This window comes from Mesorhizobium sp. WSM4906, from assembly GCF_029674625.1.
GTDB lineage: Bacteria > Pseudomonadota > Alphaproteobacteria > Rhizobiales > Rhizobiaceae > Mesorhizobium.
In genome coordinates this window covers 3690072-3713625 of sequence record NZ_CP121355.1, presented here as the reverse complement: position 1 = coordinate 3713625, position 23554 = coordinate 3690072, and the positions used below count along the sequence as shown (strand labels likewise).

Here is a 23554-nt window from a genome sequence, read left to right as displayed (position 1 = left end):
GAACTTCGTCATCCACGGGCGGAGCAGGAGCGAAGCTCCGTCGCGGAGACCCGAGGATCCATTCCGTGACCTCGATCGAAGGGCGCAGCAGAGCAGAATTCTGCACGGCTGCAACGCCTCGACGTCACGGAATGGATTCTATGGTCTGCACGCGTCGCTTCGCTCCTTGCTCCGCCATAGAATGACGACCGCTTAGATGGCTCGGATAACCGCCAAGACGCTCTATGCTCGGGGCACATGCGGCCAGCCCGGCTTCCGTGCAGCGGAACAGACCTATCGCGCCAACGCAAAAATCGCATCACAGTCGAGATGCGCTTCCAGCTCGGCCGCGACCTCGTCCAGCGCCTTTTCGACCTCGGCGCGGTAGTCGACGCCGCCGCTTCTGACGCCAAGGCTCTCGAGATAAGCGGCGCGGAAGGCATTCGCCGAAAACAGCCCGTGCAGATAGGTGCCGATCACCTTGCCGTCGGCGGAGATGGCACCGTCCTCGACGCCGTTGATGATCGCCGACGGCCGCGCCGTGTCCGGACCGGTGGTGCGGCCGAGATGGATTTCGTAGCCTTCGAGCGGCAGGCCGAACTGCACCGAATGGGCGCTTGAATTGCGCACCGTCTTTTCCGGTTCCATCACCGTTTCGATGTCGAGCAGGCCAAGGCCTTCAGTCTCGGTGACGATGCCCTCGATACCGTCTGGATCGCGCACCATGCGGCCGAGCATCTGATAGCCGCCACAGATGCCGACGACATGGCCACCGCGCTTGCAATGGGCGACGAGGTCGCGATCCCAGCCATTCTCGCGGAATTTCAGAAGGTCGCCGATCGTCGACTTCGAGCCGGGTATGACCACTAGGCCGGCGTCCTCCGGCAGCTTCTTGCCCGGCGGCACGAACACCACCTCGACCTGCGGCTCGGCCTTGAGCGGATCGAGATCGTCGAAATTGGCGATGCGCGCCAGCATCGGCACCGCCACCTTCAGCGCCCGCTTCTCGCCGGAAGCGAGGCGCTCGAGCACGACTGAATCTTCTGAAGGCAGGCGCGCGGCAGCCTTCAGCCATGGCACGACACCGAAGCACGGCCAGCCGGTGAATTTCTCGATCGCGCTTATGCCATCGTCGAACAGCGAGACATCGCCGCGGAACTTGTTGATGAGGTAGCCGGCAATCATGCGCCGGTCTTCCTCCGGCAGGATCAGATGCGTGCCGGCGACGGAGGCGATGACGCCGCCACGATCGATGTCGCCGACCAGAACCACCGGCACGTTGGCGCGCGTCGCAAAGCCCATATTGGCGATGTCGCGGCTCCTCAGATTGATCTCGGCCGGCGAGCCGGCGCCTTCGACGATGACCAGATCGGCGCCCTCGCCGACCTTCGCCCAGGAATCGAGCACCGCGTCCATCAGCCGTGCCTTCATCGCCTGATAGTCGTGCGCCCGCGCCTCGCCGAACACCTTGCCCTGCACCACCACTTGCGAGCCGATGTCGCTCTGCGGCTTGAGCAGCACCGGGTTCATGTGCACGGTCGGCCGGACCCCGCAGGCCAGCGCCTGCAGCCATTGCCCGCGGCCGATCTCGCCGCCGGCATTGCTGTCGCCGGGGATATCGGCGACGGCGGCGTTGTTCGACATATTCTGCGGCTTGAACGGCCTGACCTTCAGGCCCCGCTTTTGGGCGGCACGACAGAGCCCCGCCACCAGCACAGTCTTTCCAACATCGGAGCCGGTGCCTTGCAGCATGATCGCTTTTGCCATCAGTTGCTGCCCTCCGAGCCGATCGTCGATTTCTGCGCCAGCGGTCCGCCACGCCAGATATAGAGCGCCATGAGCGGTTCCTTGCCCGTGCGCATGGCGTGGCTGACGTTGGACGCGTGGTGAATGACCTCGCCGCCCGCACGAACGTGGAAATCCCCCTCGCCCATGCGCCATTCGGTGCCGTCGGTCAGCGGAATATAGATCTCGTCGGCGATGTGGTGATGGTCGGGATAGACGATGCCGGGCCCCAGGATCAGCAGGCCGGCCGCGACCTCATCATTGACGAAGTGCCCGCGCGTGCCGAACACCTCCAGCCAACCGTAACTGTCGATGAAGGCCTGGCCGAAATCGGCGGCCGTATAGGTCTGCCCCCAGCGCAACTCGTCTCGATGATCGGCAACGAACCGCGCCAACGGCTTGCTGTGAGGCTGCGCAAGCTCGGCGATGCGATCGAGATGGCGAAGACAACCGAGCGCGCGCGGTTCGAGCCGGCGCGAGGGCATGTCCCAGCCGATGCGGGCGACGGCGTCCGCGACCAGATCGCTGCCGACACCGGCGAGATAGAAGTGGAACCGCTCCAGCAACTGGTCGAAAATTGTCGGCACGCAAGGCTCCGTTGATCAATCCATGCACAGCCGGTCCGCGGAAGGCTGGGTTGCGCGGCGGCATCATTGGTCTAGATTGATCGCTGCGCAAAGCCAAAAACGACAGGCCACAAGGTCTGAAACGACAGGGAGCACGCCATGGACGCGGCAGTCGATGCGGGCACTGGCCAATTCGAACTCACCGAGGAACAGCGCGCCATAAAGGAGATGGCTGAGGCCTTCGCGGCCGACCGCGTCGCGCCGAACGCGCTCGATTGGGACCGGGCGAAGCACTTTCCCGCCGATGTGATCCGCGAGACCGGGCCGCTCGGCCTCGGCGGCATCTATATCAAGGACGATGTCGGCGGCTCGGCGCTCGGCCGCCTCGATGCGGTGCTGATCTTCGAGGCGCTTGCCCGCGCCGATCCGGCCTTCTCGTCCTTCATCTCGATCCACAACATGGCGGCCTCGATGATCGACCGCTTCGGCAGCGACGAGCAGCGCCAACGCTTCCTGCCGAAGCTGACCTCGATGGAATGGCTGGCGAGTTATTGCCTGACCGAACCCGGCTCCGGCTCGGATGCCGCCGCGCTGAAGACGCGGGCGGTGAAGACCGGCGGCGACTATGTGCTCAATGGCGCCAAGCAGTTCATTTCCGGAGCCGGCGACAGCGACCTCTATGTCGTGATGGCGCGAACAGGCGGCGACGGGCCGAAAGGCATCTCGACCTTCGTCGTGCCCAAGGATGCGCCGGGCCTCACCTTCGGCGCCAACGAGCACAAGATGGGCTGGCACATGCAGTCGACCCGCCAGGTCATCTTCGAGGATTGCAAGGTGCCTGCCGAGAACCTGCTTGCCGCCGAAGGCGCCGGCTTCGGCATCGCCATGGCCGGGCTCGACGGCGGCCGGCTCAACATCGCCGCCTGCTCGCTGGGCGGCGCGCAGTCGGCGCTCGACAAGACGCTTGCCTACACCGCCGAGCGCAACGCGTTCGGCTCCAAGATCAACCAGTTCCAGGCATTGCAGTTCAGGTTGGCCGATATGGAGACCGAGCTGCAGGCGGCGCGCATCTTCCTCTACGCCGCCGCCTCGAAGCTCGACCGCAAGGCGCCGGATGCCGGCAAATGGTCGGCGATGGCCAAGCGCTTCGTCACCGATATAGGCTTCGACGTCGCCAATGAGGCGCTGCAGCTGCATGGCGGCTACGGCTATCTGCATGACTACGGCATCGAGAAGCTGGTGCGCGACCTGCGCGTCCACCAGATCCTCGAAGGCACCAACGAGATCATGCGGGTCATCATCGCGCGCGCGCTGATAGGCCGCTGAAGGCGAAGATTCCGGAGAAACAACGATGACCACTATTGCCTTCATCGGCCTCGGCAATATGGGCAACCCTATGGCTGCCAACCTCGTAAAGGCGGGGCACATTGTTAACGGCTTCGATCTAGTTCCGGAGAACCTCACCGTCGCGAAAGAGCATGGCGTCACCGTCATGGCCAACGCCATCGCCGCGGTGAAGGACGCCGATGTGGTGATCACCATGCTGCCTGCCGGCAAGCATGTGCTGTCGGTTTACGAGGACATCGCGCCCAAGGCGAAGAAAGGCGCGTTGCTCATCGATTCCTCGACCATCGATGTCGAATCAGCGCGCAAGGCGCATGCGATTGCCGCCAGGCATGACCTGCCCTCGATCGACGCCCCGGTCTCTGGCGGCACCGGTGGCGCCGCCGCAGGCACGCTGACCTTCATGGCCGGCGGTTCCGACGCGGCTTTCGCCGCCGCCGAGCCGATCCTGAAGCCGATGGCCGGCCGCATCGTCCATTGCGGCGGCGACGGCGCCGGCCAGGCCGCCAAGATCTGCAACAACATGATCCTCGGCATCTCGATGGTCGGCGTCGCCGAAGCCTTCGTGCTTGCCGAAAAGCTCGGCCTCTCGCATCAGGCGCTGTTCGACGTCGCCTCCACCTCTTCCGGCCAGTGCTGGTCGCTCACCACCTACTGCCCGGTGCCCGGTCCTGTTCCGGCATCTCCTGCAAACCGCGACTACAAGCCAGGCTTTGCCGCAGCGCTGATGCTGAAGGACCTGAAACTGTCGCAGGAAGCCGCGCAAAGTGCCGGCGCGGTGACGCCTCTGGGCGCCGAGGCGACGCAGCTCTACGCGCTGTTCAACGCGCAAGGGAATGCCGGAGTCGATTTTTCCGGCATTATTAATTTCCTGCGCGGCGATAAAATCTAAACCACTGCTTTCAAAGGCTTATCAGCGGATTTTTTCGACGCAAAGCCGGCAAATTTAGATTTGCTTAAGCTCTCGATAACGCACCGGTAACGATGTGCCTTTAAAACGGACTGCGAGGCGGACATCGCAACCGCCCGGCGCTCCGGATCAGGTCTCGCGTACCGGAGCCCGTAAGTTTCGCAAGTCTCTCGTAGCGAAGCGCCATGCGTATCTGGCAAAAGCCGCGTTCCCGTTGGGGCGCGGTTTTTGCGTTTATGCAATGCCCCTTCACCTCGTCATTCCAGGGCGCAGCAGGAGCGAAGCTCCGTCGCGGAGACCCTGGAATCCATGCCGTGACTTCGAAGCGGTGCAATGGCGCAGAACTCTGCAGCGCTGCACCCCTCGGTCGAGGTCACGGCATGGATCCTGGGGTCTGCGCTCGTCGCTACGCTCCTTGCTCCGCCCCAGGATGACGACGAGACGACCCGCTTCGTTCAACGCTTCCGCAGATCCGCATCGGCAAGGTCGAGCGCCTTGGCGATGCGCTCGCAAGCCATGTCGATCGTGTCGCGCGTCCAGATGAGCGGCGGCGACAAAATCATCGTGTCGCCGGTGGCGCGCAGCATCATGCCTTGCGCAATCGCATGATCGCGGACGACCACGGCGGCGCTGCCCGACGGCAGGTAGCGTTCCTTGGTCGCCTTGTCCTTGACGATCTCGATCGCCCCCATCAGGCCGATCGAGCGCACTTCGCCGACCAGCCTGTGGCCGGCGATGCGCTCCTGCAGCGCCTGCGCGAAATAGGGACCGGTGTCGGTCCTGACCCGGTCGACCAGGCCTTCCCGCTCGATGATCTCGAGGTTCTTCAGCGCCACCGCGCAGGCCACCGGATGACCGGAATAGGTGTAGCCGTGATAGAACTCGCCGCCCTTCTCGACCAGCGTCTTGCTGATGCGGTCGCCGACCAGCAGCGCCGACAGCGGCTGGTAGCCGGAGGTGAGCGCCTTCGCCGTGGTGATGGTGTCGGGTTCCACATCGAAGGTCTGCGCCGCGAACCATTCGCCGGTGCGGCCATAGCCGGTGATCACTTCGTCGAGCATCAACAGCACGTCGTATTTGCGGCAGATGCGCTGCACTTCCGGCCAGTAGCTCATCGGCGGGATTTTCACCCCGCCCGCACCCATCACCGGCTCGCCGATGAAGGCGGCAACCTTGTCGGCGCCGGCTTCGAGGATGGCGTCCTCCACCGCCTTGGCCGCGCGTATGCCGAAATCATGGTCGCTTTCGCCGGGCAGCGCGAGCTCATAGGCATAGGGCATCATCACATGGACGATGTTGGGCACCGCGCCGCCGAGCTGCTTGTGCATCGGCTCCATGCCGCCGAGCGAGGTGCCGGCGATGGTCGAGCCGTGGTAGGCCATCTTGCGCGAGATGATGCGGTTCTTCTCCGGCTTGCCTTCCAACGCCCAATAGTGGCGCACGAGCCGAAGCGCCGTGTCGTTCGCCTCCGAGCCGGACGAGCCGTAAAAGACCTGGCTGACATCCTTGGGCGCCAGCTCCGCCAGCTTCTTCGACAAAAGCACTGGCGTCGGCGTCGAGCATTTGAAGAAGGAATTGTAGTAAGGCAGTTCCTTCATCTGCGCATAAGCGGCGTCGGCCAGCTCGTCACGGCCATAGCCGATATTGACGCACCAAAGGCCCGCCATGCCGTCGAGGATCTTCGTTCCTTCGGAATCGTAGATGAACGGACCGTCGGCGCGGGTGATGATGCGCGAGCCGATCTCGCGCAGTTCCTTGTGGTCGGTGAAGGGATGAAGGTGATGCGCGGCATCGATTTGCTGAAGCTGCTTCAGCGAATAGTTCTGATAGGTCATGGATTTGATCTTTCCTCTGGAACCAATCCGGCAGAAGCCGGGGCGGATTCGTCAGAGGAAACGGGGCGGCGAGTAGCCGATGCGGGCGCACAGCCGCAACAGTTCGGCACGTAGCGTGCGCGGTGACGGCGTCACCGCGACCCCGAAGGCGCCTGATGTGCTGATACGGACCATGGCGGCACATTAAGCCGCCCATGGCCATAAATTCAAGCTGCGCCGCGTTTTCAGTCGAGCATCGGATTGTCCGAAAACCGGCTTCCACTTTTCGGTCCGATGCTCAGCGCGCGCTGTAGAAAGACATAGCGCATCGCCGTCTGTGCCGCTTGCGGCCGGCGGTCGCCGCGCCCGCCGTGACCGCCTTCGGTTTCTTCGAAGAACAGCGTCCTGCCGTGACCGGCTTCCTGCAGCCGCGCCGCCATCTTGCGCGCGTGGCCGGGGTGGACGCGGTCGTCGGCGGTCGACGTCATCAGCAGCACCGGCGGATAGCCGGTGCCCGGGGCGACATGCTGATAGGGCGAATAGGCGCCGAGCCAGGCTGCCTCCTCCGACTTCGAGGGATCACCATACTCGGCGATCCATGACGCGCCCGGCGGTAGTTCGGTGTAACGCAGCATGTCGAGCAGCGGCACATCGATGATGACGGCGCCGAACAGCTCCGGCCGCTGCGTCAGCGACACGCCGGTAAGCAGGCCGCCATTCGAGCCGCCCTGGATGCCGAGTTGCGCCGCCGTGGTGATGCCGCGCCTGACCACATCCTCGGCCACCGCCGCGAAATCGTCGAAGGCGTTCTGGCGCTTGGCCTTGAGAGCGGCCTGATGCCAGGCCGGGCCGAATTCGCCGCCGCCGCGGATATTGGCCTGCACATAGGCGTTGCCCTTGTCCAGCCAGAGCCTGCCGCGGATGCCGGCATAGCTTGGCAGGAGCGGCACTTCGAAGCCGCCATAGCCATAGAGCAGCGCCGGCGCCGGCCCTGTCTGGTCGCGGCGCCGCACGACGAAATACGGGATCATCGTGCCGTCCTTCGAGCGCGCCTCGAACTGCTCCGAAACATAAGGCGAGGCATCGAACCGCGCCGGCTGCGCCTTCACGGTCGTCAGCGTCTCGCCATCGTCGTCCGACCAGATAATCGAGCTCGGCGTCAGGAAATCGGTGAAGGAAAAGGAGACGCTTGCGCCGAAATGCTCGGCATGGCTGATGCCGACATTGCCGTTATCGGGCAGGCCGACCGGTTTCAGCGACCAGCCCTTGTCGGTGCGATCGCAAACGACGACCTTGCCGCGCACATTGTCCATCAGGTTGATGAACAGGCGGTCCTCTGTCCTCGCGAGGCCGGCGATGGAAACGCGATGCTCCGGTTTGAGCAGCGTCTCGATCGGTTCGAACGTACCGGTTTCGATCCAGCGGTCGAAATCCACGGAATAGAGCCCGTCGGGCAGGCAGCGTGTGCCGTCCGGCGCCGTCCACGGGCTGCGCACGCCGAAAACGAGCTGTCCCTTGAAGATCGCCGTGTCGGTGGCGTCATCGGGCAGCGGGATGCGTCGGTTCTCGCCCGAAGCCAGCCGCAGAAAACTGTGCGAGGTGAAGAAGTCGATCGTTTTGCCAAGCAGCACATGCTTCTTGTCGCCGTCGAACTCCACGCCGCCGCCGACCGCAAGATGATGCTTCTCGCCTTCGAAGATCGGCGTTGCGTCCTCCAGCTTCGTCCCGCGCCGCCAGAGCTTGATCACACGCGGATAGCCTGACTGCGTTTTGTCGTCCTCCTCGAAAGCCGCCGAGACGATCACCGTGTCCTTGTCCAGCCAGGAAAAACCCGACTTCGAGGCGGGCGCCCGAAAACCGTCCTCGACGAAGGATTTCGTCGCGATGTCGAACTCGCGCATCTCGCTGGCGTCGCCGCCGTCGGGCGACATGGAGAGCAGGCAGAGGTCGAAATCGGGATAGAGCCGGCTCGCCCCGCCGAACACCCATTTCACGCCTTCCTTGGCCGAGAGCTGGTCGAAGTCGATGATCGTCTCCCACTCCGGCTTGGCGGTCTTGTAGGAGGCGACAGGCGCGCGGCGCCACAGCCCAAGCGCATTGGTCTTATCCTGCCAGAAATTGTAGACATGGCCGGCGAGCGCCGCACCGACCGGGATATTGTCCTCGGCGGTCATCAGGTCGAGCGCGGTTTCGAACGCGCCCTGATAGGAAGGGTCGCCCTGCAATTCGGCGACCGTCACCGCATTCTGGCGATGAACCCAGTCGAGCGCCTCCTTGCTATTGCGGTCCTCCAGCCAGAGGAAGGGATCCTCGGCCGCCAGTTCGGGCTGGGTTTTGGTCATTGTGCTGGTCATGCGGGTCTCCGGCGTCTGGGGCTTTGCCTACATCGCGTTCGTCGCGCCAACATTCAAGAGCAGCGTCGCCCCGAACCTGGGTCAGCAGACCGGGGCGACGGCTGCCGTTCCGTCATGTCGCTTCCCTCGCCCTAGTGGTCGCCGCCTCCTCACCGGCAGCATTGCCGCCGGTCCATTATGCCGGCCACTTTCGCATCCTCACGAGGCTTCTCATGACCGCCGCCCTTCATCCCGCCGAACCGGCATTGGCAACAGATCGCGCCCGCCGCGGCGGCCGTGCGGGGAAGCGCGCTGGCGGATCGGCGGCCTTCGAGCAGCCGCCCTTTCGGCAGCTGAAGAATCCGCTGACGCCGACCAAGCTGGTCTCCGACGACGAGCTGGAATCGATCCACCTCGCCTCGCTGCGCGTTTTGAGGGAAATCGGCGTCGATGTGCTGCATGAGGAAGCGCGCCGCATCATGAAGGCGCATGGCGCCGACGTCAGCGAAGGCAGCGAGCGCGTCCGCTTCGACAGCGACATGATCCTGGAGCTGATTGCGCACTGCCCGCCGGAATTCACGTTGCATGCCCGCAATCCGGCACACAATCTGCGTTTCGGCGGCAACAATGTCATCCTGTCGATGATGGCTTCGGCGCCCAATTGCTCCGACCTCGATCGCGGCCGGCGGCCAGGCAACCAGGCCGACTACCGCAACTTCCTACGCCTGGCGCAGATGCACAACATCCTGCAGTGCACCGGCGGCTATCCGGTCGAGCCGATCGACATCCATCCTTCGGTCCGGCACCTCGAATGCATCCGCGACCTCGCCATGCTGACCGACAAAGTCTTCCACATCTATTCGCTCGGCAAGGAGCGCAATGTCGACGGCATCGAGATCGCCCGCATCGCCCGCGGCATCAGCCGAGAGCAGCTGATGGAAGAGCCCTCGGTCTTCACCATCATCAACACCAATTCGCCGCTCAAGCTCGACGTGCCGATGATGGAAGGCATCGTCCAGATGGCCAGCATGGGCCAGGCGGTGATCGTCACGCCGTTCACGTTGTCGGGCGCCATGGCGCCCGTCACCATCGCCGGAGCGCTGGTGCAGCAGAACGCCGAGGCGCTCTCCGGCATCGCGTTCGCGCAGATGGTGAGGAAGGGCGCGCCGGTCGGCTATGGCGGCTTCACCTCGAATGTCGACATGAAGTCCGGCGCGCCGGCCTTCGGCACGCCGGAATACATGAAGGCTCAGCTCGTCGGCGGTCAGCTCGCCCGCCGTTACAGCATCCCCTATCGCACCTCGAACACCTGCGCGGCCAACACGGTCGACGCGCAGGCCGCCTATGAAAGCGTCTTCTCGTTGTGGGGCGCTATCCAGGGCGGCGGCAACCTGATGATGCATGGCGCCGGCTGGCTGGAAGGCGGCCTGCGCTGCTCCTACGAAAAGACCATTCTCGACATCGATCTTCTGCAGATGGTGGCGGAATTCCTCACCCCGCTCGATCTCTCCGAGGATGCTCTCGGCTTCGACGCCATCCAGTCGGTCGGACCGGGCGGTCATTTCTTCGGCACCCAGCACACGCAGGAGCGCTACAAGACCGCCTTTTATTCGCCGATCGTGTCCGACTGGCGTAATTTCGAAACCTGGACCGAGGCCGGCTCGCCGACGGCGCTGGAGCGCACCAACAAGGTCTGGAAGGAGCGCCTTGCTTCCTACGAGGAGCCCTATATGGACCCTGCCATTCGCGAAGAGCTCAACGATTTCGTCGATAAGCGCCGCGCCGAAGGCGGCGCGCCGACCGACTTCTGATCCATCTGGGTTGAGGATGAACGGTCGACCCCCACTCCGTCGAGCTTCGCTCGACACCTCTCCCCGATCGACGGGGGAGAGGAAAGGCGCGAGGCGATTCCAGCCGGCGCCCTTCCTCTCGGTGCCGCACTTCCTCTCCCTCCGGAGGGGGGAGAGGTGGCGCCGCGAAGCGGCGACGGAGTGGGGGAAGGCGCTGCTCAAACGCGAAGCCGCCGCAAAGCGGGCGCGACCCAGCGAGCAGGAAATCAAGCGGATTTGGTGCACGATCGACCCCCACTCCGTCGAGCTTCGCTCGACACCTCTCCCCGATCGACGGGGGAGAGGAAAGGCGCGAGGCGATTCCAGCCGGCGCCCTTCCTCTCGGTGGCACCCTTCCTCTCCCTCCGGAGGGGGGACAGGTGGCGCCGCGAAGCGGCGACGGAGTGGGGAAGGCGCTGCTCAAACGCGAAGCCGCCGCAAACAAGGTACCACCCAGCGAGCAAGAGACCTCCGTCAGACAGGCAATCAGGCCGAAGCACTGCTTTGGCTTGAGCTGAAGGCGCGCAAGCTCGGCGGCTACCGGTTCACGCGTCAATTTTCCATCGGCCCCTATTTCGCGGACTTCGCTTGCCGCGAAAAATGGCTGGTCGTTGAGGTCGATGGGTCCCAACACGCCGACAGTTCCTATGACCGCCGCCGCGACGACTTCATGCGCGCGCAAGGTTATTCGATCCTGCGCCTTTGGAACCATGACGGCCTGAAACATCGCGCTTCCGTCTGCGAAACCATCCTTGCCGCGCTTGACGGCAGGATGGCGGAAAACATCGTCGCCCCCGATCTGCGCTTTGTCTTCACGCCTCAATCACTCGATTCAGTATCTTCAAAAACGGACCTATCTTCATGAGATCCCACGTAAAAGCGGTTGTTATCGGCGGCGGTGTCGTCGGCTGCTCGGTGCTCTACCACCTCGCCAAGGCCGGCTGGACCGACATCATGCTGATCGAGCGCTCGGAGCTGACCTCCGGCTCGTCCTGGCATGCGGCGGGCGGCTTCCATACGCTCAACGGCGACCCCAACGTCGCCAAGCTGCAGGCCTATACCGTCCAGCTCTACAAGGAGATCGAGGAGCTCTCCGGCCAGTCCTGCTCGCTGCATCTCACCGGCGGCGTCATGATGGCCGATACGCCGGAGCGCATGGACTTCCTGCGCCTTGCCCACGCCAAGGGTCGCTATCTCGGCATGGACACCGAACTGATCACGCCTTCGGAAGCAAAGGCGATGTTCCCGCTGATGGACGAGAAGAATTTCGTCGGCGCCATGTGGGACCCGGTCGAAGGCCATCTCGATCCGTCCGGTACGACGCATGCCTATGCCAAGGCCGCGCGAAAACTCGGCGCCGAGATCGTGCTGCGCAACCGCGTCATCGAGCTGACGCAGGAGGTCGACGGCACCTGGAACGTCGTTACCGAGCAGGGCACGGTGAAGGCCGAGCATGTCGTCAACTGCGGCGGACTGTGGGCGCGCGAGATCGGCCGCATGGTCGGCGTTGAGCTGCCAGTGCTGGCGATGGAGCACATGTACCTGCTCACCGAGCCGATGCCGGAGGTCGAGGAATTCAACAAGTCGACCGGCCGCGAGATGATCGGCGTGCTCGATTTCAAGGGCGAGATCTACACCCGCCAGGAGCGCAACGGCATCCTGCTCGGCACCTATGAGAAGGCCTGCAAGCCGTGGTCGCCGGTGAACACGCCGTGGGATTTCGGCCATGAGTTGCTGCAGCCCGACATCGACCGCATCGCGCCGTCGCTGGAGATCGGCTTCAAGCATTTCCCCGGCATCGAGAAGGCCGGCATCAAGCAGATCATCAACGGCCCCTTCACCTTCGCGCTCGACGGCAACCCGCTGGTCGGTCCGGTACAGGGCCTGACCAATTTCTGGTGCGCCTGCGCCGTCATGGCCGGCTTCAGCCAGGGCGGCGGCGTCGGCCTCGCGCTCTCCAACTGGATGGTGCATGGCGATCCGGGCTTCGACGTCTGGGGCATGGACGTCGCCCGCTTCGGCGAATGGGCGACGCTGCGCTACACCAACGCCAAGGTGCGCGAGAACTATTCGCGGCGTTTCTCGATCCGCTTCCCGAACGAGGAACTGCCTGCCGCCCGTCCGGCGCAGACGACGCCGCTCTACGACACCATGCTCGCCAACAACGCCGTCATGGGCGATTCATGGGGACTCGAAACCCCGCTCTGGTTTGCGCCGAAGGGCACCGAGCCAAAGGACATCGTCTCCTTCCACCGCTCCAACGATTTCGGTCCGATCGGCGAAGAAGTGCGCGCCACGCGCGAAAGGGTCGGCGTCACCGAAATCGCCAACTTCGCCAAATACGAGGTGTCGGGACCGGCGGCCGAGGATTTCCTCAACCGGCTGATGACCAACCGCATGCCGAAGGCCGGCCGCATCGTGCTGACCCCTATGGTCAACGAGTTCGGCAAGCTGATCGGCGACTTCACCATCGCCAAGACCGGCGAGGACCGCTTCATGATCTGGGGCTCGTCGGCCGCACAGAAATATCATATGCGCTGGTTCGAGAAGCACCTGCCGAAGGACGGTTCGGTACGCATCCACCGCTTCGACCAGACGCTGGTCGGGCTGTCCATCGCCGGACCGAAATCACGCGACCTGTTGCAGAGGCTTGTCGATGTCGACGTCTCGACCAAGGCCTTCCGCTTCATGGATTTCCGCGAGATGGCGGTCGGCGGCGCGCCCTGCATGGTCAACCGCATCACCTATACCGGCGACTTGGGCTACGAGATCTGGATGGCGCCCGCCTACCAGCGTCTGGTCTATCACGCGATCAAGGACGCCGGCGCCGAATTCGGCATCGTCGATTTCGGCATGCGCGCGCTCTTGTCGATGCGCCTGGAGAAGAACTTCCCGACCTGGTTCCGCGAACTGCGCCCGATCTACGGACCGTTCGAAGGTTCGATGGACCGCTTCATCAAGCTGGAGAAGAACGACTTCATCGGCCGTGAGGCGTCAGCCAAGGAGCAGGCGCAGGGGCCGAAGCTGCGCCGTGTCTCCTTCATCGTCGATGCGGCGGACGCCGACGTGATGGGCGACGAGCCGATCTGGGCGAAGGTCGGCAAGGACTACGGCACGGTGGAAAAGCCGCATGGTTATGGCGCGCCGCGTTTCGACGAGACGGGCAAGGAAGTGCGCGGCTCCAGGGCCGCCGAAGGCGCCTCCGCCGTGCGCGGCATCGTCGACGGCGAATGGCGCGTGGTCGGCTGGGTCACTTCGGGCGGCTATGCGCACTATGTTCAGAAATCGATGGCGCAAGGTTATGTGCCGGCCGCCCTTGCCGAGGACGAGAGCGCCGGTCTGTTCGAGATCGAGATCCTCGGCCACCGCCGCCCGGCCCGCATCAATATCGAGCCGCCTTTCGACCCGAGCGGCGAGAAGATGCGCGCCTAGAGCAACTCCAGGAGCGTGCGCGGTTTCACCCTGAATGTACCGCTTTCGGATCGCGCCGGTGGCCGGCTATATAGACAACCGGCCACCAACGCATCAGTGAGAAGACGACCCCTTTGCGGCAGCTAGAGAAATGGACCAACTGGCTCTGCGATGAACGGGTCGGCCCATTTAGCGCCCCGATCGCGTTTGCTCTTGCATACTGCCTTGTCCAGATCGCGATGATGACGCTCTCGTCCCACGTCGTGGGCACGGGCGTCGGCGTCGACGACGCCGAACAGTTGATGGCGATGCGCTTCCTGACGGCCGGCTATGGCAGCTCTCAGCCGCCTTTATACACCTGGCTCGGCATCCTCACCGCATCGCTGGTCGGCACCGACATCTTCGCGCTCAAGATCGTCAAATACGCCCTGCTGGCCGGTGGGTTGATCGCGTCCTTTGCAGCGGTGCGCCGCTTCGGCTACTCGAACCGCGCGGCCGCCGCGGCGATGTTCGGCCTGCTGCTTTTTCCTCAGATCGTGTGGGAGATGCAGCACGCCCTCACCCATTCGATCGCGGTTTTCTCCTTTTCGTCGCTGCTGCTTCTGGCGGTGGTCGAGTTGCAGAAACGGCGTTCGACGGCCGCCTATGTGCTGCTTGGCCTGGCGACGGCCGCGGCGACGCTGTCGAAATACAATGTGGTGATCTTTCTCGCCGCGCTGTTCCTTGCGGCGCTGTCGCTTCGCGAGACACGTGAGACGACCTTCGATCGCCGTTTCCTGATCAGCGTGGTTGTGGCGATCCTTGCCTGCCTGCCGACATTCTACTGGAGCCTCACGCATCTGGGAGACCTGCTGGCGCACGGCGGGAGCTTCGATGGCGTTGAGGGCGGCCGCGCGGCGAAAACGGCATCTCTCGGCATTCTTGGCCTTGGCAATGCGATACTCAACTTCGCCGGACTTCCGATCGCGGTCTTCGCCCTCGCCTTCTTTCTGGCACGCAAGGAATCCGCACCATCACCCGTGGCGGCATCGTGGCCCGAAAAGTTGGTCTGGCGGGCGATTGCCCTCGCCTTGTTGCTCACGCTCGTCGTGGTTCTTGTTAGCGGCGTGACGCAATTTCGCGATCGCTGGATGCTCCCTGTTTTTGTTCTGCTGCCTGTCGCCCTTGCCATGCGGCTCGACGCCATGGGAGACAGAGGCCGGAAGACGCAAGGCACGATCGTCTTCGTCGGCGCCGTTCTTGCCATTCTGGCGTTACCGGCAAGCTGGTACATGCATCTGAACGGCGGCGACAACCGCGGCCGTATCGTGCGGATGGACTATCGTTCGCTTTACGACCAGATCACCGCCGACGGACCGGTAGGCACAGTGGTCTCAAGCTGGTTCTGGGTCGGCAATCTGCGGCTGGTCGATCCGGATCTTGTCATACTCGACGACGAGATACCTGACTTCAGCCAGTCGATCCGCGAGCCGGCGGTGCTCGTCCTGGCTGATGACAGGGAGCCCGTCGGGGTCATCTTCGACAGGATCGCCAAGGCGGGCTACGTGATGGACACCATCCATCGGCGCATCGAGGTGCCACAGCTGCTCGGAGGCACGCCGCGAACCCGTCAGGTGACGATCACCAGGCTTCACAAGATCGCGGTGCAATAGGCGCAGGGGGACCGCATGGACAAATTTCGCTTCGGCCGCCACCGCAAGATCATGCCCTTCGAACCGGGCTCCGTCGAAGCGCTGCGCGAGGCTTCCCGCGAGAAGGCTGCCGCGCTCAACCAGCACGTCCTGGGCTATGGCGCACAGGCCGAAGCCGAATGGGCGGCCGCAGGCATTGCCGTTCCCGACCTGCCGGCGATGCGAAAATACCGGCTCGAACGCATCCGCGCCGAGCTCAGGCGTCGCGACTATGCCGGCGCCCTGCTCTACGACCCGGTCAACATCCGCTACGCGACCGATACGACCAACATGCAGCTTTGGGTCGCGCACAACCCGACCCGCCACTGTTTCGTCGCCACCGAAGGCCCGGTGGTGCTGTTCGACTATTTCTCCTGTGAGCACTTGTCGGATCACGCCGGGGTCGTCGACGAGGTGCGACCGGCTGTGTCGTGGATGTATCTTTATAGCGGCGAGCTGACCGACAAGAAGGTTCGCCGCTGGGGAGCCGGCATCGCCGAACTCCTTGCCGAGCACGGCGGCGGCAATCGCCGCATCGCCGTCGACCACATCAACCCGGAAGGCGTCGACGAGCTTGCCCGCCGCGGCATCACGGTCGGCAACGGGGAGGCTGTGATGGAGAACGCGCGCCTGATCAAGTCGCCCGACGAAATCTTTGCCATGCGCCGCGCGGTCGTCGCCTGCGAGGCGGCAATGGGCGAGATGGAAGCGGCGCTGAGGCCGGGCATTTCCGAGAACGAATTGTGGGCGGAGCTCCATCGCGGCAACATCGCGCGCGGCGGTGAATGGATCGAGACCCGGCTGCTGTCGTCCGGCCCGCGCACCAATCCCTGGTTCCAGGAATGCTCGTCGCGCGTGATCGAGGACGGTGACCTCGTCGCCTTCGACACCGACCTCATCGGCCCCTATGGATTTTGCGCCGATCTTTCGCGCACATGGCTCTGTGGCGACGGCAGGCCATCGAACGAGCAGCGCGACCTGTTCCGCATCGCCGCCGACCAGATCGCGCACAACACCAGCCTATTGCGGCCGGGCATCTCGTTTCGCGATCTCGTCGAGCGTTCTGCGGTGCCACCCGGAGACTGCTTCCCGACGCGCTACGGCGTGCTCTACCACGGCGTCGGCCTGGCGGACGAATATCCAACCTTGCCGCATGCCGTTGACTGGACGGACGACACGCCTGACGGCGTGCTCGAGCCCGGCATGGCGCTTTGCGTGGAAAGCTACATCGGCAGGATGGGTGGACGCGAGGGCGTGAAGATCGAGGAGCAGATCCTGATCACCGAGACCGGCAATGAAAAGCTCTCAGCCTATCCGCTCGACGAAAGGCTGCTTGGCGACTGACCCTTCCAGGCCAAGCCCGGCGATGGCTTCGCGCATGGATGCGACGACATTGGCCGGCGTAGTCCTCGCGGTGATGAACGGAAGGCCCTTGCGCCTTGCCGTCCAACCGACGACCTTGACATGCTTCGCCGCCGGCTCGAAACGCTGGGCCAACGCCCAGCTCTGGCAGTCGATGGCGGCGACGTCGGCCCTGCCCTCGGCGATGGCGACGATCGACGACCGGTGGCCGCCGCTTTCGCTGCGCGAGGCGAAGATGTCTGGAGTTTCGCCGATCGCCTCCAGGTCGCGCGTCAGCCCCAGCAGCCCGGACATGGAATCCGGATTGTTGAAGATGAAGCGCTTGCCGCGGACGAGATCGAGCGGGATGACGGCCTTGCCATCCTCGGGCGAGGTAACCGACGGCCCGCCATCGGCCAGCATCACCAGCGCGCTGGAATAGAGCTCGCCCTGCCCGCCTTCGAACTCGTCATAGCTTGGCTGGGCAATCACCTGCACATGCGCGGCCAGGCCGAGTCCCATCGGTCCCCAGCAGGTTTGCCCGAAGAGCAGCGCAGGGCTCAGCCAAAGCTGGTGAAAATCGAAATCGTCCGGGGGCAATGTCGTCGGGTCGGGCGCGATCAGTCTTCCGGTACCGTCGCGGATACCGCCTGGCACCGGCGGCAAATCGCGATTGCTGCGCGCCATTTTCTCCGGCGCGTCGATACCTCTCTGCCGGAAAGCGTCGCGGAGCCGCGCCCATTGCGCGTCGACCTCGCCACGCACCTCGGGCCAGTCATACATCGGCAAGGCCGCAACCAACTTGCTCATGATGAATAGCTTTCAATGACCGGCGGCCATCGGCGCCTGCGTTCCGCGAGAAAAAGCCGTCGCGGAAAGTCGAAATTACTCTTTGGGCGGCTCGGCCGGCACTGGAGCCGTTCCAAGTCCATTCACATTACGCGCCCTGATGCGCGGCTTGAAGGCACGGCCGGGCTCCGGTGTACGGCGCAGCACCGGGTGCACCACCGGCTCCTTGGCCTTGAAGGCGAAGGATTTGATCAGCGCGAAATAACTCGGATAGACATATCCGTTGTTCATCCGCAGCCATTCTTCGCGGCGATCGCGAAACATCTTCGGCAGCTTGTACCAGGCGACCGTCGGGCTCTTGTGATGCACGAAATGCAGGTTGTTGTTGAGGAACAGGAACGACAGCGGCGACCGCTCGACGATGATCGTGCGCCCCTCCGGATGTTCCGACCACTGGTGCTCGGCATAGGTGCGCACCGAGATCAGCGATTGGCCGAACCACACCGGCACCAGTATGTAGAGCCAGAGCGGGATGCCGAAGGCCAACGTCACGATCGGCACAACCACGACAAGGCCGATGGCATGCAGCAGCCAGGCGTTGCGGATCGTCTTGTCGCCGGCGGCAATCTGCCTGGCGTCATCGATGAAGAAGCCGATCGACGACAGCCACGGGCCGAGAATGAAGCGGCCGACCATGGTGTTGTTGATCTTGAGCAGGAACTTCATCGCCGGCGGCAGTTCCTCATGCATCCAGAGCGCCTGGTAATAGCTTTCCGGATCGTCCAGCGGATCGGTCAGCCGCTCGTCGGCATGATGGCGAAGGTGGATCGTTTTGAAGCGGCGGAACGGCCATACGAAGCCGACCGGCAGGAAGACGAAGGCTTCGTTGATCCTGGCGTTGCGGGTCGGGTGGCCATGCGAAACTTCGTGCATGAGCGAGGACTGCAGTGCCAGTATCACGGCCAGGACGGCGAGCGCCAGCAGCGGATAGGAAGGCCAAAGCAGGAAACCCGTGGCGAGCCAGGCGCCGTAACAGAAGAGTGCGAGGAATACGGTCGGCCATTCCACGGCCGGTTTGGTGCTGCGTCTCTTGCTTATGCCAGTCATGCTATCGACCACTGCCTTCCAGTCGCCGGAACCAGTTTGATTCCTGACAACATTGTGTCAGGAGCCTTTCGTTGTCGCAACGCGACAAAGCGCACAAACTGTTGCGATTGCGCATTTTTGGCGGCAAATGTTATAGATTGTAAACAAATTCGGAGATTCATTTACGCCTTCGCAGCAGCCGAATGCTGTACTGGCGCAAATTTTTCCTCCCTCAGGCAGGAGCTGCGGCATGGACAAGCGTGATCTGTCGACGATCTTCCGGGAGCGTTTGAAATTGCTCTTGACACGCTCCGACTTGAACCAGTCGGCCTTCGCGACGGCTGTCGGCATCGACCGTTCGGCGCTGTCGCAACTGCTGTCAGGCGCCTCGACCCGCCTGCCTCGCGCCGAGACGCTTCTCAACATAGCCGCCGAGTTCAAGGTGTCGCTCGACTGGCTGCTGGGCTTGAGCCAGGACGAAGGCGTCACCGGCGAAATAAGAGAAAGCCTGGAGATCGAAGAGGCGCCGGACGGCTTCGACCGCACGCTGCTTGCCAAATGGCATGCCGAGGCGGCCGGCACGAAGATCCGCTACGTCCCGGCGGGCATTCCGGATCTTTTACGCACCGAGGCGCTGGTCGAGTACGAGGCGGGCATCGCCAACAAGAGCCGCGAGGCGCAGGCCGGCGAAACGCAGTACCGCATCGACTACAACAGGCGGCCCGAGACCGACATGGAAGTCTGCATGCCGCGCCATACACTGGAGATCTTCGCGCGCGGTCTGGGCATATGGGACCGTTTTCCGGAAGCCGAGCGTCGCAGGCAATTGCTGCACATGGCAACGCTCCTCGACGACCTTTACCCGACCTTCCGGCTGTTCCTCTACGACGGCCGCATGCGCTATTCTATCCCCTACACGATCTTCGGTCCCTATCGCGCCGCGATCTATGTCGGCGACATGTATCTGGTGTTGAACGCCACCCAGCCGGTCCGCACCCTGACCAGCCATTTCGACAATCTGATCCGCGCCGCCGACATCAACGCGCATGAGGCGGCGAGCTTCACGCAGAGGCTGGCCGGTATGTCGTTCCCCTCCGGCTCTGTCTGAACGCTGCCATCGCGAAGGTGGCCGCAAGGGTGCTGTCGCGACCTGCAAATTCATTGACTAGATATAAAGACTTCTTTATATCGTTATTCGAATTCAGGATATGAAAGCCAAAGCCATGACCGCGACCAATCCGATCGACGCACTGATTGCCGAAAAGGGCGTGCTTTTGGCCGACGGCGCCACCGGCACCAATTTGTTCGCGATGGGACTGGAGGCCGGCGAAGCGCCCGAGCTGCTCAACGAGACCTCGCCCGAAACCATCGCCACACTCCACCAGAATTTCGTCGACGCCGGTGCCGACATCATCCTGACCAATTCCTTCGGCGGCACCCGTCACCGGCTGAAGCTGCATCATGCCCAGGACCGTGTTGGCGAATTGAACAAGCGCGCCGCCGAAATCGCCCGCTCGGTCGCCGACAAGGCCGGCCGCAAGGTGATCGTCGCCGGTTCCATCGGCCCGACCGGCGAGCTGCTGATGCCGCTCGGCGCCATGACCTATGAGGACGCGGTCGATGCCTTTGCCGAGCAGATCGAGGGTCTCAAGGCCGGCGGCGCCGAAGTCGCCTGGATCGAGACCATGTCGGCGCCGGACGAGATCCGCGCCGCGGCCGAAGCGGCGATCCGCGTCGGCCTGCCCTATACCTACACCGGCTCCTTCGACACGGCCGGCCGCACCATGATGGGGCTGTTGCCGAAGGACATCCACAGCGTTGCCGATGGGCTGTCTCAGACTCCGCTCGGCGTCGGTGCCAATTGCGGTGTCGGCGCGGCCGACATCCTGGCCTCGCTGCTCGACATGACCGACGCCAAGCCGGAAGCCACCGTGATCGTCAAGGGCAATTGCGGCATTCCGGAATTCCGCGGCAGCGAGATCCACTATTCCGGCACGCCCGAGCTGATGGCCGATTATGTCCGGCTGGCGGTCGATGCCGGCGCGAAAATCGTCGGCGGCTGCTGCGGCACCTCGTTCGCTCACCTCGCCGCGATGCGCAAGGCGCTCGACGGTCACACCAAGTCCGTGCGCCCGACCGTCGAGACCATCGTCGAGCGCATCGGTCCGATGCGCAACAAGATCGCCTCGGCCGGTTCGGCCGAGGCTGGCGAAGGCCGTCGCGAACGCCGGCGCAGCCGCGCCTGACGCTCCTTTCTATTGGCTGTTTTCGTCGTAGCGCGACAGCACCGTATTGAGGTCGGTACCGGCGGTGTTGTTGCTGTCGGCGCTCATCGTCATCAACGTGCCGGACGCCCGCGGGTCGCTGATCTGCTCCAGCATCACGCGGAAGCGGTCGTTGTTCAGCGCGGAGAGCGCCGTGTTGCGGGCAGCATCGACATCGTTCCTGATACGCGCGGATTCAGCCGATGGAGCGGACGGCGCTCGCGCCTGAAGATTGCCCGCAGCCGACGACACGTTCCCGGTGATATGCAATTCCAGCCCCTCAAAGTCCTCTATCAGTTTCGACTAACAGAAGGTCATTGCGACTAGGTTCCGGAAAAGCCACGCAATTTAACGATCGGCGAGGCCGGCAGGTCTGCCCCAAGCCAGATATCCCGCGGCTGACCCGGAAGCTCCTGCTGAACCACCGCTCGGTGAGGACCTTGCAGGTCACCAGACGGGATCTCGGCCTTCGAGATCGTCGTCCGGGGCGGCCGGCGCCTGGCGGCGAACACTGGCGTAGGGGTCCACGTAGGCCAGTTTGAGCGCTTCGCCCATCAAGCTGGACATGGCATTGAGCGATACGCCGATTGCGAGCCTTGGAAAGACTAGCCGCGGCAGATTGAGGCGTCGGCGGGCAGTCGGGGCGGTGGTGGGGATGTCAGCCATGGTGTCCTCCCGCAATGGTGAGGATGACACCGCTTCCCGCTCAGGTCCTTGGTGCGGACCTGAAGAGTCCTGAACAGCCCTGAAGTTCGCCTTCAGGGTCATCTTCGACTATCTTGGCCGCGAGGGGACGGGTTCTTGGCCAATGGACTTGGAATTTGGGAACTATCGTTTGAAGCGCGCCGAACGGCAGTTGCTGGGGCCAAATGGGCCGGTTGAGCTTTCGGCCCGCTCCTTCGACATCCTAGCCATGCTGCTCGATAAGCCGGATGAAGTGATCGGCAAGACCGAACTTTTCGCTACGGTCTGGCCGGGCCTGGTGGTGGAGGAGAACACGCTGCAGGTCCACATTTCGGCGCTTCGAAAGCTGCTGCCTGCCGAGATGATCGTGACCGTGCATGGGCGCGGTTATAAATATGCCGGTCCCAGGCCCTTCGCGGCTGCGGCGGAGGCTACGGCGCCGTCCAGACCGTCCATCGCCGTACTTCCCTTCGACAACCTGAGCGGCGACCCGGAGCAAGACTATTTCAGCGACGGAATTACCGAAGACATCATCGCTGAGCTCGGCAAGTTCAAGGAGTTCCTGGTTACTGCACGGAACTCCTCCCGTCAGTTCCGTGGCAAGGCGAATGATCTGGCGGAGGTGGCAAGGAAACTTGGCGTCCAGTACGTTGTCGAAGGCAGCGTGCGCAAGATCAACAACCGGGTACGGATCACCGTACAGCTGACCGATGCGCCCGCGATGGCTCATGTCTGGGGCGAGCACTACGACCGGGAACTCGACGACATTTTCGCCATCCAGGACGAAATCACCCGGATGATCGCAGCCCGTCTGGCCCGCCAGGCCAGAACCGCGATTGCGTCGCGCGCCAGGGCCAGGCCGACCAACAATATGTCGGCCTATGAGTTCTACCTGCGGGCGCTGCAACTCGCGGCCGTCTATGAAACCGTGCTTGAAGCAGAACCCTTTCTGCGCCAGGCGGTGAAGCTCGATCCGCAGTTTGCCGCCGCCCACGCCATGCTGAGCTTTGTGGAGTCCATCAAATACTATTGGGACTACAACAATCCCGGTCATTTGCATTCCGGACTGGAGATCGCCAGAACAGCATTGGACCTTGATCCCGACGAAGCCTATGGGCATCTCGCCACCGGCTTCGCTCACTTGTACCTGCGCCAATTCAAGCAGGCTGAATTCAGCCTTGACCGGGCGGTTGCGCTCAATCCGAACGACCCATTCATTCTCAGTATCCGCGCTATTTTCCTCAATCATACGAACAGGCCGGAGCAAGGGCTTGATGAAATAACCGAAGCCCAGCGCCGCGACCCATACGCCGTGGGATGGTATGACGACTTCCGTGGCGTCCTGCTGACGACGGCCGGGCGATATCGCGAGGCGGCGGCCTGCTATGCGAAAATGGCGACTGTGACACCGTGGTCGCTCATTCGTCTTATCATCTGCCATTCCGAACTCGGCGAAATCAGGCAAGCGCAAGACGTCCTGGCAAAGGTAAAGGCGCATTATCGCGGACTAAGCCTGGACGACATCGTAGATACGGAAGTGGACTTCTATGAGGATCCCGACGTATGCAACCGTTATCGCGCAATCCTGCGGCGCGTCGATGAAGAGCTATAGGATTCGCCGGGCTGCGACCAGTTACGTGCAATAGCTGCCCAGCGAGGCATCGATACCTGCCTGCAGTTCGTTGCGTCATTCGGTTGCGCTGCAGAATTTGTTCGCTATAGGTGCAGGGCGGACACGGCAAGCCGTCC

General features: G+C 63.4%; 17 protein-coding genes and 1 pseudogene. 10 read left to right on the top strand and 8 right to left on the bottom strand.

All coding sequences use genetic code 11. The features are described from left to right. Nucleotides 1–273: 273 nt before the first annotated feature. Both QAZ22_RS17620 and QAZ22_RS17615 read right to left on the bottom strand, forming a co-directional pair. The gene (locus tag QAZ22_RS17620) at nucleotides 274–1746 is read right to left on the bottom strand and encodes a cobyric acid synthase (protein WP_278202030.1); all 1473 of its coding nucleotides are present in this window, start codon (nucleotides 1744–1746) and stop codon (nucleotides 274–276) included. Beyond that, on the bottom strand, nucleotides 1746–2351 hold the full coding sequence (locus tag QAZ22_RS17615) for a dimethylsulfonioproprionate lyase family protein (RefSeq protein WP_278202029.1): 606 nt from the start codon (nucleotides 2349–2351) through the stop codon (nucleotides 1746–1748). The genes QAZ22_RS17620 and QAZ22_RS17615 overlap by 1 nt, the downstream gene beginning before the upstream one ends. Nucleotides 2352–2489: 138 nt before the next feature. Between QAZ22_RS17615 and QAZ22_RS17610 the strand changes: the two genes are divergently transcribed. After that, entirely contained in the window at nucleotides 2490–3656 is a 1167-nt protein-coding gene (locus tag QAZ22_RS17610; protein WP_278202028.1) for an isobutyryl-CoA dehydrogenase, read from the top strand. A gap of 25 nt (nucleotides 3657–3681) precedes the next feature. Beyond that, on the top strand, nucleotides 3682–4566 hold the full coding sequence (gene mmsB, locus QAZ22_RS17605) for a 3-hydroxyisobutyrate dehydrogenase (RefSeq protein ID WP_278202027.1): 885 nt from the start codon (nucleotides 3682–3684) through the stop codon (nucleotides 4564–4566). Between the two features lie 473 nt (nucleotides 4567–5039). Here mmsB and QAZ22_RS17600 read toward each other — a convergent pair whose 3' ends face one another. Next, a complete protein-coding gene (locus QAZ22_RS17600) occupies nucleotides 5040–6419 on the bottom strand; it encodes an aspartate aminotransferase family protein (protein WP_278202025.1) in 1380 nt (459 codons plus the stop codon). 224 nt (nucleotides 6420–6643) lie between these two features. After that, nucleotides 6644–8752, bottom strand: coding sequence for a prolyl oligopeptidase family protein (locus QAZ22_RS17595; protein WP_278202024.1), 2109 nt, complete (start codon nucleotides 8750–8752; stop codon nucleotides 6644–6646). 212 nt (nucleotides 8753–8964) lie between these two features. Here QAZ22_RS17595 and QAZ22_RS17590 point away from each other — a divergent pair, with 212 nt between their 5' ends. The 5 genes and pseudogenes from QAZ22_RS17590 to QAZ22_RS17570 all read left to right on the top strand — a co-directional run bounded on the left by QAZ22_RS17590 (nucleotide 8965) and on the right by QAZ22_RS17570 (nucleotide 16985). Next, entirely contained in the window at nucleotides 8965–10542 is a 1578-nt protein-coding gene (locus QAZ22_RS17590; protein ID WP_278202022.1) for a trimethylamine methyltransferase family protein, read from the top strand. A gap of 469 nt (nucleotides 10543–11011) precedes the next feature. After that, nucleotides 11012–11425: pseudogene (locus QAZ22_RS17585) on the top strand (DUF559 domain-containing protein); the annotation flags it as partial. Further along, nucleotides 11422–13992 carry an FAD-dependent oxidoreductase gene (locus tag QAZ22_RS17580; protein ID WP_278202020.1) on the top strand — a complete coding sequence of 857 codons (2571 nt, stop codon included), beginning with the start codon at nucleotides 11422–11424 and terminating at the stop codon, nucleotides 13990–13992. The pseudogene QAZ22_RS17585 and the gene QAZ22_RS17580, both read left to right, overlap by 4 nt. A gap of 218 nt (nucleotides 13993–14210) precedes the next feature. Next, nucleotides 14211–15623 carry a glycosyltransferase family 39 protein gene (locus QAZ22_RS17575; protein WP_278202019.1) on the top strand — a complete coding sequence of 471 codons (1413 nt, stop codon included), beginning with the start codon at nucleotides 14211–14213 and terminating at the stop codon, nucleotides 15621–15623. 15 nt (nucleotides 15624–15638) lie between these two features. Continuing rightward, a complete protein-coding gene (locus QAZ22_RS17570; protein ID WP_278202018.1) occupies nucleotides 15639–16985 on the top strand; it encodes a Xaa-Pro peptidase family protein in 1347 nt (448 codons plus the stop codon). On the opposite strand, the gene QAZ22_RS17565 is transcribed toward QAZ22_RS17570, so the two are convergent. Continuing rightward, nucleotides 16947–17792, bottom strand: coding sequence for a PhnD/SsuA/transferrin family substrate-binding protein (locus tag QAZ22_RS17565; protein WP_278202017.1), 846 nt, complete (start codon nucleotides 17790–17792; stop codon nucleotides 16947–16949). The two genes, QAZ22_RS17570 and QAZ22_RS17565, sit on opposite strands and share 39 nt — an antisense overlap. 75 nt (nucleotides 17793–17867) lie before the next feature. Continuing rightward, nucleotides 17868–18878, bottom strand: coding sequence for a fatty acid desaturase (locus QAZ22_RS17560; protein WP_278202016.1), 1011 nt, complete (start codon nucleotides 18876–18878; stop codon nucleotides 17868–17870). Nucleotides 18879–19107: 229 nt separating this feature from the next. Here QAZ22_RS17560 and QAZ22_RS17555 point away from each other — a divergent pair, with 229 nt between their 5' ends. Both QAZ22_RS17555 and bmt read left to right on the top strand, forming a co-directional pair. Further along, nucleotides 19108–19965: a helix-turn-helix transcriptional regulator gene (locus QAZ22_RS17555; protein WP_278202015.1), complete on the top strand. Its 858-nt coding sequence runs from the start codon at nucleotides 19108–19110 to the stop codon at nucleotides 19963–19965. Nucleotides 19966–20080: 115 nt separating this feature from the next. Continuing rightward, a complete protein-coding gene (gene bmt / locus QAZ22_RS17550) occupies nucleotides 20081–21103 on the top strand; it encodes a betaine--homocysteine S-methyltransferase (protein ID WP_278207870.1) in 1023 nt (340 codons plus the stop codon). 9 nt (nucleotides 21104–21112) lie between these two features. On the opposite strand, the gene QAZ22_RS17545 is transcribed toward bmt, so the two are convergent. Next, nucleotides 21113–21391: a hypothetical protein gene (locus QAZ22_RS17545; RefSeq protein ID WP_278202013.1), complete on the bottom strand. Its 279-nt coding sequence runs from the start codon at nucleotides 21389–21391 to the stop codon at nucleotides 21113–21115. 177 nt (nucleotides 21392–21568) lie between these two features. Beyond that, a complete protein-coding gene (locus QAZ22_RS17540; protein ID WP_278202012.1) occupies nucleotides 21569–21787 on the bottom strand; it encodes a hypothetical protein in 219 nt (72 codons plus the stop codon). A 169-nt stretch (nucleotides 21788–21956) separates the two neighbouring features. Between QAZ22_RS17540 and QAZ22_RS17535 the strand changes: the two genes are divergently transcribed. After that, nucleotides 21957–23417, top strand: coding sequence for a winged helix-turn-helix domain-containing protein (locus tag QAZ22_RS17535; RefSeq protein WP_278202010.1), 1461 nt, complete (start codon nucleotides 21957–21959; stop codon nucleotides 23415–23417). Nucleotides 23418–23554: the final 137 nt, after the last annotated feature.

Bases quoted from the DNA above. Each gene is read 5' to 3' on its own strand.
- QAZ22_RS17620 (WP_278202030.1), bottom strand. From the start codon at position 1,746: ATGGCAAAAGCGATCATGCTGCAAGGCACCGGCTCCGATGTTGGAAAG.
- QAZ22_RS17610 (WP_278202028.1), top strand. From the start codon at position 2,490: ATGGACGCGGCAGTCGATGCGGGCACTGGCCAATTCGAACTCACCGAG.
- mmsB (WP_278202027.1), top strand. From the start codon at position 3,682: ATGACCACTATTGCCTTCATCGGCCTCGGCAATATGGGCAACCCTATG.
- QAZ22_RS17600 (WP_278202025.1), bottom strand. From the start codon at position 6,419: ATGACCTATCAGAACTATTCGCTGAAGCAGCTTCAGCAAATCGATGCC.
- QAZ22_RS17595 (WP_278202024.1), bottom strand. From the start codon at position 8,752: ATGACCAGCACAATGACCAAAACCCAGCCCGAACTGGCGGCCGAGGAT.
- QAZ22_RS17590 (WP_278202022.1), top strand. From the start codon at position 8,965: ATGACCGCCGCCCTTCATCCCGCCGAACCGGCATTGGCAACAGATCGC.
- QAZ22_RS17580 (WP_278202020.1), top strand. From the start codon at position 11,422: ATGAGATCCCACGTAAAAGCGGTTGTTATCGGCGGCGGTGTCGTCGGC.
- QAZ22_RS17575 (WP_278202019.1), top strand. From the start codon at position 14,211: ATGATGACGCTCTCGTCCCACGTCGTGGGCACGGGCGTCGGCGTCGAC.
- QAZ22_RS17570 (WP_278202018.1), top strand. From the start codon at position 15,639: ATGGACAAATTTCGCTTCGGCCGCCACCGCAAGATCATGCCCTTCGAA.
- QAZ22_RS17565 (WP_278202017.1), bottom strand. From the start codon at position 17,792: ATGAGCAAGTTGGTTGCGGCCTTGCCGATGTATGACTGGCCCGAGGTG.
- QAZ22_RS17560 (WP_278202016.1), bottom strand. From the start codon at position 18,878: ATGACTGGCATAAGCAAGAGACGCAGCACCAAACCGGCCGTGGAATGG.
- QAZ22_RS17555 (WP_278202015.1), top strand. From the start codon at position 19,108: ATGGACAAGCGTGATCTGTCGACGATCTTCCGGGAGCGTTTGAAATTG.
- bmt (WP_278207870.1), top strand. From the start codon at position 20,081: ATGACCGCGACCAATCCGATCGACGCACTGATTGCCGAAAAGGGCGTG.
- QAZ22_RS17540 (WP_278202012.1), bottom strand. From the start codon at position 21,787: ATGGCTGACATCCCCACCACCGCCCCGACTGCCCGCCGACGCCTCAAT.